Origin of the sequence: Coleofasciculus sp. E1-EBD-02 (assembly GCF_040218245.1) — a bacterium.
In the GTDB taxonomy this organism is placed as follows: domain Bacteria; phylum Cyanobacteriota; class Cyanobacteriia; order Cyanobacteriales; family Coleofasciculaceae; genus Coleofasciculus.
Genome location: NZ_JAVJQN010000150.1, coordinates 90,728 through 100,824, shown reverse-complemented (window position 1 = coordinate 100,824; position 10,097 = coordinate 90,728). Strand labels below are relative to the sequence as shown.

The 10,097-nt window shown below is 45.7% G+C and carries 9 protein-coding genes and 1 pseudogene; 4 read left to right on the top strand and 6 right to left on the bottom strand.

Features of this window, described 5'->3' with window-relative positions; all coding sequences use genetic code 11:
- Positions 1-586: 586 nt before the first annotated feature.
- Positions 587-838 carry a FitA-like ribbon-helix-helix domain-containing protein gene (locus RIC07_RS24095; RefSeq protein ID WP_446396714.1) on the bottom strand — a complete coding sequence of 84 codons (252 nt, stop codon included), beginning with the start codon at positions 836-838 and terminating at the stop codon, positions 587-589.
- 444 nt (positions 839-1,282) lie between these two features.
- Between RIC07_RS24095 and RIC07_RS24090 the strand changes: the two genes are divergently transcribed.
- A complete protein-coding gene (locus RIC07_RS24090; protein ID WP_446396713.1) occupies positions 1,283-3,610 on the top strand; it encodes a VIT domain-containing protein in 2,328 nt (775 codons plus the stop codon).
- Positions 3,611-3,995: 385 nt separating this feature from the next.
- Here the strand turns inward: RIC07_RS24090 and RIC07_RS24085 are convergent.
- A pseudogene (locus tag RIC07_RS24085) lies at positions 3,996-4,637 on the bottom strand (Uma2 family endonuclease).
- A gap of 177 nt (positions 4,638-4,814) precedes the next feature.
- Between RIC07_RS24085 and RIC07_RS24080 the strand changes: the two are divergent.
- Positions 4,815-5,234, top strand: a complete 420-nt coding sequence (locus RIC07_RS24080) for a secondary thiamine-phosphate synthase enzyme YjbQ (protein WP_446396712.1) — start codon at positions 4,815-4,817, stop codon at positions 5,232-5,234.
- A gap of 170 nt (positions 5,235-5,404) precedes the next feature.
- The gene (locus tag RIC07_RS24075; protein WP_446396718.1) at positions 5,405-6,160 is read left to right on the top strand and encodes a DUF4058 family protein; all 756 of its coding nucleotides are present in this window, start codon (positions 5,405-5,407) and stop codon (positions 6,158-6,160) included.
- Here RIC07_RS24075 and RIC07_RS24070 read toward each other — a convergent pair.
- Genes RIC07_RS24070 through purS form a run of 3 tightly spaced genes read right to left on the bottom strand, consistent with a single transcriptional unit; the run spans position 6,157 to position 7,456 of the window.
- Positions 6,157-6,408, bottom strand: coding sequence for a hypothetical protein (locus tag RIC07_RS24070; protein ID WP_446342328.1), 252 nt, complete (start codon positions 6,406-6,408; stop codon positions 6,157-6,159). The genes RIC07_RS24075 and RIC07_RS24070 overlap by 4 nt on opposite strands.
- A gap of 59 nt (positions 6,409-6,467) precedes the next feature.
- Positions 6,468-7,178: a phosphoribosylformylglycinamidine synthase subunit PurQ gene (gene purQ, locus RIC07_RS24065; RefSeq protein ID WP_446396711.1), complete on the bottom strand. Its 711-nt coding sequence runs from the start codon at positions 7,176-7,178 to the stop codon at positions 6,468-6,470.
- Positions 7,175-7,456, bottom strand: a complete 282-nt coding sequence (gene purS, locus RIC07_RS24060) for a phosphoribosylformylglycinamidine synthase subunit PurS (RefSeq protein WP_446396710.1) — start codon at positions 7,454-7,456, stop codon at positions 7,175-7,177. Before purS ends, purQ begins: the two co-directional genes overlap by 4 nt.
- Before the next feature lie 286 nt (positions 7,457-7,742).
- On the opposite strand from purS, the gene RIC07_RS24055 reads away from it, so the two are divergent.
- Positions 7,743-8,171, top strand: coding sequence for a Fur family transcriptional regulator (locus tag RIC07_RS24055; protein ID WP_446375328.1), 429 nt, complete (start codon positions 7,743-7,745; stop codon positions 8,169-8,171).
- A gap of 186 nt (positions 8,172-8,357) precedes the next feature.
- Here the strand turns inward: RIC07_RS24055 and RIC07_RS24050 are convergent, their stop codons facing one another.
- On the bottom strand, positions 8,358-9,947 hold the full coding sequence (locus RIC07_RS24050; protein ID WP_446375330.1) for a glycoside hydrolase family 57 protein: 1,590 nt from the start codon (positions 9,945-9,947) through the stop codon (positions 8,358-8,360).
- Between the last annotated feature and the right edge of the window lie 150 nt (positions 9,948-10,097).

Here is a 10,097-nt window from a genome sequence, read left to right as displayed (position 1 = left end):
AATGATAATCACCTGGGTGACACTCCAGGAGTATGTTGATTGTCTTTAACTTTTTCTTGTTGCCAAAACATTACCCAGCAACGGCTAGATGGATTTCGGGTCTATCCGTGCGTGAAGCTCTCGCTATCGCGGACTGCGAATAGCGTCAGTTTTTTAGGGCGAAGGTGCGTTACGCTGCGCTAACACACCCTACTGGCGTGACCCAGCTAAAATGGTGCAATAGCAAATTAGCGCCAAGCCATGTAATATAAGGGTTGTAGCGTTTTTATAAAGTCACACTTAAGCTGGGTCACGACACTACGAATAGAGGCTGTGCGTAAGTCCTTATATATATGTTTAAATTCTCAATAAGCATAAACCAATGACAGTAAGGAGATATGTCCAGAAAAAGTTCGCGTCGTCTTGCTGCGAACCCTTAGTCAACTGAGTATTTTTACTTAATTGTTTAGAACGGTTAGCGAGCATCAATTGAGCAGCTTGGTTGAGTTCAGTTCGGACACAACATTTGTATCAAGGACTATCATTTATAGCAACCGCGATAGCGGTTAGGACACATCATTTAGTAGAGACGTTGCATGCAACGTCTCTACAACTCGTCAAAATTAGGAGGTTCGCGTAAGGGTTCCCTATAAATCATCGGCAGTTTAAAATCGCCAAAATGGGCAAAACGTCGCTCGATAGCCAAAGCTAAATTTAAGGGTTTAGGAACTTGTTCTGTTAATACAGCGCGGAGAATTTCTTTAGCTTCTTCTTCAAGAGAACGTCCCGAATATTCAGCTCGCTTTTGGAGGCGATTTTTCAGGTCATCATCAAAGTTCTGAATCGTGATACTGTTCATAGTAGACTCAATGGCTAAAGCTATATTTTGGGGAAAGCGACACTATCAGACTAGCATCGTGGTATTGTTTCACTTGCGATAGATTTCAACGCACCGCACACCGATTGCTGCGTGATATAAACTGATCGCGCTGTCGGGCTGTCTTATGGGAGCAAGAGGAAGGGGAAAGCGACAGTTGCTCCATTCTCATCCCTGAGATAGAGATTTCGGCGTAGCTTTAGCTTTTTTTATTATTTTGTCGCCGATAAACGCCTGTAATGGTTCCTATCCCGCCCTGGAAGGCGTCAAACCGCTATACTCCTCTCCTTTATATTTATTGATTTTCTCTGGATGTACAAAAACCACTAACGCTAGCATAAGGGGTCAACTGCTCCTGAAACGCCAAAATTCAACAGTAGCATTTATTACAAATGCCCCTCATTGGTGAAAGATGCACTCATGGTTATGAATACAACGCTCCGCTCTCATAAACCCCTTGGTGGACTATACACCAAAACGGGGGAACATGCTTTGGTTTTTCCTTTGAAGCATACGCAAGTGCTGGCGAAGGTGGCGGGGAATTTATCCCGCGTCGAAGTAACGCAAACCTTTGAAAATTCCTTCCGGGAACCGTTAGAAGCCATCTATATCTTCCCTTTGCCCGATGCGGCGGTGGTGGATGAGATGGAAATAAAATTGGGCGATCGCGTGATTAAAGGAGGGATTAAAAAACGGGAAGAGGCGCAGCTAATTTATGAACAAGCCCGCCAAGAGGGACGAACGGCTGGATTATTAGAACAAGAACGGGATAATATTTTTACTCAATCTTTAGCCAATATTAAACCCGGAGAACGGATTGATGTCACGATTCGCTATACTGATACCCTGAAATTTAGCAGTGGTGAATGCGAATTTGTGTTCCCGATGGTGGTAGGACCCCGATTTTGTCCAGGGATTCCCATTGATGAAACCGGGGATAGCGATCGCGTGGCGGATGCGTCACGGATTATGCCTACGATTATCCCACCCAGTACCCGTTCCGGACATGATATTCGGATCACCGTGGAAATTGACGCTGGGGTTCCCATTTCCAACATTAATTCCCCCTCGCACCAAATCAAAGTAGAACATGAGGAAACAGTGGTGCGCGTACTCCTGGGGGAAGAGGACACCATTCCCAACAAAGACCTGATTTTACGCTATCAAGTGGCAGGCGATCGCACTCAGGCGACGGTACTGACGCAATCAGATACACGGGGCGGTCATTTCGCCCTTTATTTGATTCCGGCGGTGGATTATTCCGATCATGAAATTGTCCCCAAAGATGTCGTTTTTCTCATCGATACATCCGGATCTCAAAAAGGTGATCCGTTCCGCAAATCCCAGGAACTGATGCGCCGCTTTATCCAGGGTTTGAATCCCCAGGATACGTTTACGATTCTGGATTTTTCCGATATCACGACCCAATTGTCTGCCAAACCCTTAGCCAATACACCCCAAAATCGGATTAAAGCCCTCACCTACATCAATCAATTAAAGGCAAATGGCGGCACCTATTTACTCAATGGAATTCGGGCTGTCTTAAATTTCCCCGCTGCACCCGAAGGACGTTTACGCAGTATTGTATTAATTACTGATGGTTATATTGGTAATGAATCAGAAATTTTGGCAGAGGTCAAACAGTATCTAAAACCCGGAAATCGTTTATATAGTTTTGGCGTTGGCAGTTCGCCCAATCGGTTTCTCTTAAATCGGATGGCTGAATTAGGGCGAGGAACATCGCGAATTGTGCGTCAGGATGAGTCAACTCAGGACGTCACTGAAAAATTCTTGCGCCATATCAATAATCCCGTTCTTACGAATATAAATGTAGAGTGGCAAGGGCTGGGAGAGGCGATGATTTATCCGACAAGTCCTCCCGATTTGTTTACCCAACAACCCTTAGTTTTATTTGGGCGCATTTCTCCAATGAATCCTGAACAAACGGGTATTCTTAAAATTACCGGAACCGTTACCGGGGGTAAGCGTTATGAACAGGAATTTCACCTGAGATTTGATTCAGAGGGTAATTGTGCGATCGCGCAGTTGTGGGGGCGGGCGCGAATCAAAGATTTGATGAATCAAATGTGGCACTGTGAGAAGAAGGCACAGGTTGAGGGAATCATCGAAACGGCTTTAACCTATCAGATTTTAGCCCCCTATACCGCGTTTGTTGCCGTCAGTGAACAAATCAGAACCGATTCCCAAGGGAAAGGAATTTGTGTCTCTGTACCCGTTGAGGTGCCAGAAGGGGTATCCTATGAAGGAATATTCGATCAATCTCCCATGCGTTTCCTCGGACTTAAATTCAGGCGATCGCGAGGCAATTCTGGTTTGCCACCCTCACTCACGACTAATGGGGCGTCTTCTCCGGTTGTAGGCGATTCCATCCAGCAGCCACTCCTGAACTGTACTGATGTTGATATCACTCCTACCGCATCTCCCCCGGTTCTGGATGAAACCATTACCAACCTGCAAGTTCTCAGCGTTACCGGATTAGAAAAGTCAAGTGCTACCCTACTTACGCAACACCTACAACAGGTGATTTTACCATCGGGATACTGTGGTGAACTTGTGTTTGAGTTTCCGGTGCGTAAGGGGCGTGTGGTGCGGGTATTGTGGGATGAGAATGCCTCTAGCCTCAATGAAGCCGTTGTCATTGATGTAATTAAGCGATCGCTTTTAAGTTGGCGAGTACCCCAATGGTTAATGGATACAGTGCGTTTAACCTTACGGATTCAAACGGATAATTAATTGGGTAATGGGATAGATTTGATCATTTGATGGGCGCACGTCGGTCTTATGTGTCAACTTCAGGTGAAAAGCTCTTAGATCGGGGGGTGTAGGGGCGGGTTTTACAGATAACATTTTGCACCCAACTGATAACTTGACTAAACCCGCCCTTTCAAAAGAGCCGGGGGAGCAGGGGAACCAAGGAAGGGAAGGGGATGTAGGGGCAGGTTTTACAGATAACTTATGGCAAAAACTTTGTCGGGGCGGGTTTAGTTATATCTGGGTGCAACCAAAAAGATAGTAGTCAAACCCGCCCCTACATTAAACCCGCCCTTCTCTGGTGGCTAAAAATTAGAATGGGCAAGGGTTATGGCTTAAGTTGACACGGGCGCACGTCGGTGCGCCCCTACGTCTCTCGTTGTTTTTGTACCCAAGCGCGAAACGCTTTCATTGTTTTAGTTCTGCCCAAAGTCCGACATTGGTTGAGATACTTGGGAATCACGTCAATGAGTGAAAAATTGGGAAAGTTGGGGCTAACTTCAAACGGACTATACTTCCCTTCTCGCAGCACATTAATTTGTAATTTCCCTTCAAACCGCCACAATTCAGGCACTCCTAAAGCAGCATATATACCTGGATGCGTGCGAGAGGTGACATCAATTTATAACGCTAAATCCGGAGGTGGATCGATGGTTAAATCAATGCGATCTTTTTCCCTAACTACTGCTTCATTTTGAATATAAAAACAGTTATCCGGTTCTATCCCCTTAATCATCGCCTCATTTTTGAAAGTCGTTGAACCCAAGGTGCAAAATTCAATCTCTAATTCTTCCAGAAGTGCTTTGAGTAAATCACTAACGAGTTCTTTCCGACTTTCATGTTCGGACAACGGTGTCATAATTTCCAGAGTTCCATTATCATACGCCACTCTAGCGGCACGATGTTCGCCTAAATCTGCTAAAATCGTCTCAAATTCCTGCCAGCTTATATTTGAGAGTAACACCCGTTGTCCTGGTGGTACAGTGATTCGATTAAGTTCTAATAACATGGTTGAACTCCTGGGGATATTAAATTTTATCTCACTTTTATAGTTCTCAAGTAAGTGAGGGACAGAGATCCCCGACTTTTTAAAGAAGTCGGAGATCTGGTTTGGAGTATGATAAATGACCAATGACGATCTTCTCCTATCCTGCTTAAATAGGAAATAGTTATCCACATTAACATAATGGCTGTTCATCAAGACTACATTCAACTTGCCACCGATAAGAATGGCGACATGCATGACTTAACCGATAAAGTCAATGCCATTGTTAAACACTCTGGTATCCAAACCGGAATGGTTCATGTCTTTAATATTGGCAGTACCGCCTCCATTGGCACCATCGAGTTTGAACCGGGATTGGAACGGGATTTACCGGAACTGTTAAATAAACTGATTCCACCCAGTCGGGATTACGGACATGAGCAAACCTGGCATGATGGTAACGGACATTCTCATCTGCAAGCCACTTGGCTAGGACCTTCTCTCACCGTACCCCTTAAAAATGGCAGGTTAGAATTAGGCACTTGGCAGCAAATCTTTCACTTAGAATGCGATGTGAAACCGCGTCGTCGTCAAATTGTGGTAACAATTTATGGCGAATAAGTAGTCGGACAAAAGAAAACCACACTGTATTAATTTTTGTAAATAGCCCTCAAACCCTTACGAATGACGAATGACGAATGACGAATGACGAATGACGAATGACAAATGACAAATGACAAATGACAAATGACAAATGACAAATGACAAATGACAAATGACAAATGACGATTATGACACCAATTTTTCCAGGGATGAACCCTTATTTGGAAAATCCAGCTTTGTGGTCAGAGGTTCACTCCTGGCTGATTTTTCAATTGGCACGTTATCTGAATCCCTCATTAGTACCCAAATATCGAGCAGCAATTGAGAAACGGGTTTACTTGGATGCTTTACTCGTGGGTATTCCCGATGTTACGGTTTTCCCAAAAACCCCTGAAAAAGCACCCAACGTAGCTGTCACAGCAACTGGGGTTGTAACTAAACCCATTCGGGTGACGATACCCTTAACCGAAGAAATCACTGAACGGTATTTGGAAATTCGGGAAGTCAAGACAGGTCGGGTGGTAACGGTTGTAGAAATCCTCTCACCTAAAAATAAACGAGGTGGTGAAGGGAGAGAGAAGTATTTGCAGAAGCGACAAAAAGTATTAAATAGTGCTACTCACTTGGTTGAAATTGATCTGTTGAGGACGGGAAAATTTATGCCAATGGCAGAGGCAGTTCCATCAGATTACCGCATTTTGGTCAGTCGAACGAATCTCCGTCCCGAAGCGGAACTCTACCCGTTTAATCTGCGTGAATCCATTCCCCAATTTTTGCTTCCATTGCAGCCACCAGACCCAGAACCTGTTGTCAATTTAGCTGAGGTCTTGAAACAAGTGTACCAGGAAGCTGCTTTAGACCTAGCGATTGATTATTCACAGCAGACTGTTCCACCTCTGAGGGAGAGTGATTTTCAGTGGGTGCAGTCGTTAATAGAATTTTAGTCTCGCGATGAAGCAGCTTTTGACTCCGCTTCTTCTAACTCGATAATTAAATCAATCAGATGTCTAGCATAACGAAGCGAATCGGTCAACCCTCGCTCCGTCACTGGATAGCTATAGCGAGCAAAATTTTCATGAGGGTGTTGCCAACGTAACCACAACCGTCTGTCAATCATCTTCGTGCTAATTAACCAATCTCGGTAGCGGATTGGTTTGATGGGCAAGCCGGTGTTGGGATTGTCTGAAGTCACTGGCTTTCTTAGGAGTATTGAATTTAATTTACGATTTCAGAGAGCATAAAGAAACTTGGTTAGACGGGTTGGAGTCGCTGTTCACTCATGAACGCTAATAATCCGTGAAATAATTTGATGCCATCAGCACTGCCTAACAAAGGGTCAGATGCCCGTTCGGGATGAGGCATCATCCCCAATATTTTACCCGTGCGATCGCATATTCCGGCAATGTTGTTCGCTGAACCGTTGGGATTGCTGGTTTCGTCGATTTCACCCCTGGAATTGGCGTAACGAAAGACAATCTGATTTCCATCTTCGAGGGCTTTCAGGGTGTCTGTATGGGCGTAGTAGCGTCCTTCTCCGTGAGCCACGGGCAATGTGATCATGTCTCCCGTGGCGTAAGCTGAAGTCCAAGGAATGTCAGTGCGTTCTATTTTCAAGGGAACGCGATCGCAAATAAAATGGAGATCTCGATTCCGGACTAATGCCCCCGGTAATAACCCGGTTTCGGTTAAGACTTGAAAGCCGTTACAGATACCCAGGACAAACTTACCTTGTTTGGCGTGGGCAATCACATGGGACATAATCGGCGAAAACTGAGCGATCGCGCCGCAGCGCAGGTAGTCGCCATAACTAAAGCCACCGGGTAATACAACCACATCCAGATCAGAAATATCCGTTTCTTCATGCCAAACCATCCGAGTCGGACAGTTGAGCAAATCCTGGGTGACATAAGCAACATCGCGATCGCAGTTTGAGCCAGGAAAAACCACAATACCAAATTTCATGTTGATACCCCTAACTGTACCTGTACTTCATCCAAATCAAATTGATAATTTTCAATCACCGGATTCGCCAAAAGTTGGTCACAGATGCGATCGAGTTGCTCACTGGCTTGGTTTTCATCTGCCGCTGTCAGCATTAACTCAATATACTTGCCGATGCGTACCTGCTTAACATTCGCGATGCCGAGTTGCCCAATCCCGGACTCGACTGCCACGCCAGCCGGATCTAATACAGAAGGTCGCAGTGTAACATAAATTCGAGCCTTATACTGATGATTCACAAGCACCCCCGAATGGTTTTAGATTACCTTAATGTGACATCCTCCCACACCATAATCTTTGATTTGGTGTGGGCTTCCAACATCGCTGTTAGACATTGCTGCCCTACGCCACTTATCTAGGTCTCATGCCCCCGACAGCCCGACTTGACAGCCAATTTCTTTCCCCCAGAGTCCCTGGGTACTCAGTTGATCATAGCCTCGGTTACAGATTTCTTGTTAGGTTTAAATTTTGAATTACTAATCCCCAATAGTCCATATCCTTTTTCCTCGATTAACCCCTAAATCTATGAAAGCCCAACGCACCCGTTCTCAAGAACGAATTTTAAAGTTGCTCAAAACCTTAAATCGTGCTGTCTCTGCCCAGGATATTCATATCGAGTTACGCAAGCAGAAGCAAGGTATGGGTCTAGCCACAGTTTACCGCTCTCTCGATGCCTTGAAACTCGAAGGAGTGGTACAAATGCGGACTCTAGCCACTGGCGAATCCCTCTACAGTTTATTGCAGGATCAACACCATCTCACCTGTCTCAATTGTGGGCGATCAATTCCCATCGAGGAATGTCCTGTCCACAATTTAGAGACCCAGTTACAAGATAACCACCACTTTCAGATTTACTATCATACCCTAGAATTTTTTGGGCTCTGTGAGGATTGTCAAATGGTTGAAGCTGATCAAAACCGTCGTTATAGTGCCAAGGGGATGCAGAGGGGATAGTTTTGAGTTTTGGCGCGAGGGCATAAGCGCGTGACCCTTCGCCACCCTTGATCAAGGGAACCTGGTTGGTGTGTAGGGGCGGGTTTCACTATTATCGTTTATTCTCTCACCCAGATGCGACTAAACCCGCCCCGAAGTAGAGACGTATCATGCTAAGTCTCTACTCCCTCCCCTTGTCCCCAATCTTTACAATGGACGATAAACCCGATAGTTAATTTTGGGGAAGATGTTATCGATTTCCTCGACTTTTTCTAACCAGCCGCTGTCGATTTTACCAATCTTGATATCCTCGTAAAGCTTATTAAACCGCATCAAGTGCGATCGCGTCCGCCGGACAGCATACGGTACCATGGTTCCCGTCCGCATAATAAACGCCCAGTCCGATGACTGCGCCAGGAGTACCTCTCGCGCCGCTTGGTTGAGGGCTTTCCATTCCAGTTCATCAGCGGGTTCGCGACGCCCTAACTCAATCATCCGTTCTGCTGCTTTGTGCAGGTGAGGATAAATCCAAGCATTGGTTTCATTGAGCCAATATTCATGGAATCCCTTATACCCCCAGCTTGACTGAGAGGGCTTACAAACCTGCTGGGTGGGATTATCCTGCAAATAGTCTGCCAGGTGAGTCATGTCATAAGTTCCCTGGTCATACCAAGACTTACGGAACAGATAATCGATAAACCACGGTCCCTCGTACCACCAATGACCAAACAGTTCCGCATCATAGGGGGACACCACAATCGGCGGACGCTGCATAATTCCCGCCAAATGACCCACCTGCTGTTCCCGGTTAAACATAAAGTTAGCCGCATTTTCAGCCGCTTTTTCTCGCGCCCAATAGGGGTCATACAACGCTTTATCCCCTAATCCTAATCCGCGACCTGTGATCCGGTGATATTTAATTCCTGTATTTTTGCGCTGTCCATTGGGCATAATATAGGGCTTAATGTACTCGTATTCGGCTTCCCAGCCTAAATCCTTGTAAAATTCCCGATATTCCGGTGAACCGGGATATCCTACTTCCGAAGACCACACCTGCTGAGAGGACTCGTGATCTCGCCCAAATGCAGCTACCCCTGTCTCCGTATAAATCGGAGCGTAAGTGCCAAAACGGGGACGGGGACGGGCATACAAGATCCCGTGACCATCGGTGAGGAAATAGCGTAAGCCTGCATCGGCGAGTAATCGTTCCACCCCTTCGTAATAGGCGCATTCGGGTAACCAAATCCCTTTCGGGGGACGCCCAAAGGTTTGCTCATAATGCTCACAAGCCACCTGAATTTGCGCCCAAACAGCTTGGGGATACATCTTCATCAGCGGAAAATAGCCGTGAGTAGCGCCGCAAGTGATGATTTCCAGGTTGTTGCTGTCGAGAAATTGTTTAAATGCGGTTATCAAGTCACCCTGGTACTGTTCCCAGGTTTGGCGAATTCGACTGAACTCGTTAACGTAATGTTCAGCGAGGTAGCGGATGTGACCATTATGTTTGTTATGCTCGACTTCCTTTTGAACTAACTCTTCGAGTAGAGCTAGATGTTTGTCGTAGCGCTCTTGCAACAGAGGATCTTTTAGCATCGACACCAAAGGGGGTGTCATGCTCATGGTGATTTTAAAGTCCACCCCATCCCGCTTTAACCCTTCAAAGACATGCAGGAGGGGGACGTAAGTTTCGGTGATGGCTTCAAATAGCCATTCTTCTTCCAGAACATAGTCACTTTCTGGATGCCGCACAAAAGGTAGATGGGCGTGAAGGACGAGCGCAACGTAGCCGATAGCCATAGTGAATAGAAGTCGTGAATTGCTAGATAACGAAAAGTTTAGGATAGCCTGGGAGGTTTACAGTCATTTAAGATTTTAGGACGAAAGGGACAGCAAAAGGATAGATAAACCTCACAAACCGTTTAGTTTTGCGGAAAATCTAAAATAGAG